This is a genomic window from Psychrobacter sp. 1U2, from assembly GCF_051847575.1.
The window spans coordinates 1-917 of record NZ_JBPYDC010000653.1; the positions used below are offsets into that span (position 1 = coordinate 1).

The window sequence follows — 917 nt, forward strand, 5'->3', positions numbered from 1 at the left end:
CTACTGTTCGCTGTCTTTTCGCCAAGCAGCCATAGTGACGGTGTCAACATCGAGCTGTACGCGGCGCCATCTTGTAAAAACACAAAGGGTATGTAATATACCCATGCACGTTGCAAGCGCTGGGCAAGCGCTGAGATATGCCCTAATTGCTCAATACTACTTATAATCACAGGCAACGTCTGCTGATGGCTATGATTGAAAGCGGTAATCCAGCTCTCCTCCAACCATACTGACTTTATGCTGTCCAGAAATAACCAATAAAGCGCCACTTCTGAGCTTTGTTCGCGGTCTCTATCATCATTATTATTATCATTATAATGAGATGTTTCACCTGTTATTTCATAGATTTGCAACAGCTTATCAGCACTATTTGGTAACGCTTGACTGATAATCTGCTCTTGCTGGTCATACATCTGCCATAATGCTTGCAAATGCCGCTCAAAGCCATATTGCTGCAACTGCTGCTCTAGCATCTTAGCGTCTGCATATAAGTGTACAGTCTGACCTAAGCTTGCTAGCACTACGGCACTGGTAATGGCCTCGATACCGTGACCAACGATAACGCAAACTTTTGATTTATTATTAATACTATCGGCATGGCTTAGATTAACAGGCATCTTATATCCTTTTAAATATAGTCAAAGCAATTATAAACGGGTACGGTGTTAACCTCGCTTGCTGTACTAGTGTACTATCTGCGCTCGGTTGCCTATTACTCATTTTGGACTACTTCGACTATACGATCGGCTTGCTTTACAAACAATACTGCTAGCGTAGGCGAGATTTTTGTGTAGTAGGCTGGGTTTTTAACCCAGCATTTTGCTTTTGCAAGATTTTAAAGCTGGGTTAAAAACCCAGCCTACGATAGCTTCATCATTAAACCTGAAACAACGTTAAGAGAAGCGCTTGATGTGCTG

The 917-nt window shown here is 42.4% G+C and carries 1 pseudogene; it reads right to left on the minus strand.

Annotated elements, in window-relative coordinates:
- Positions 1–617: pseudogene (locus ACS8FD_RS17880) on the minus strand (UDP-glucose/GDP-mannose dehydrogenase family protein); the annotation flags it as partial.
- Positions 618–917 lie beyond the last annotated feature (300 nt).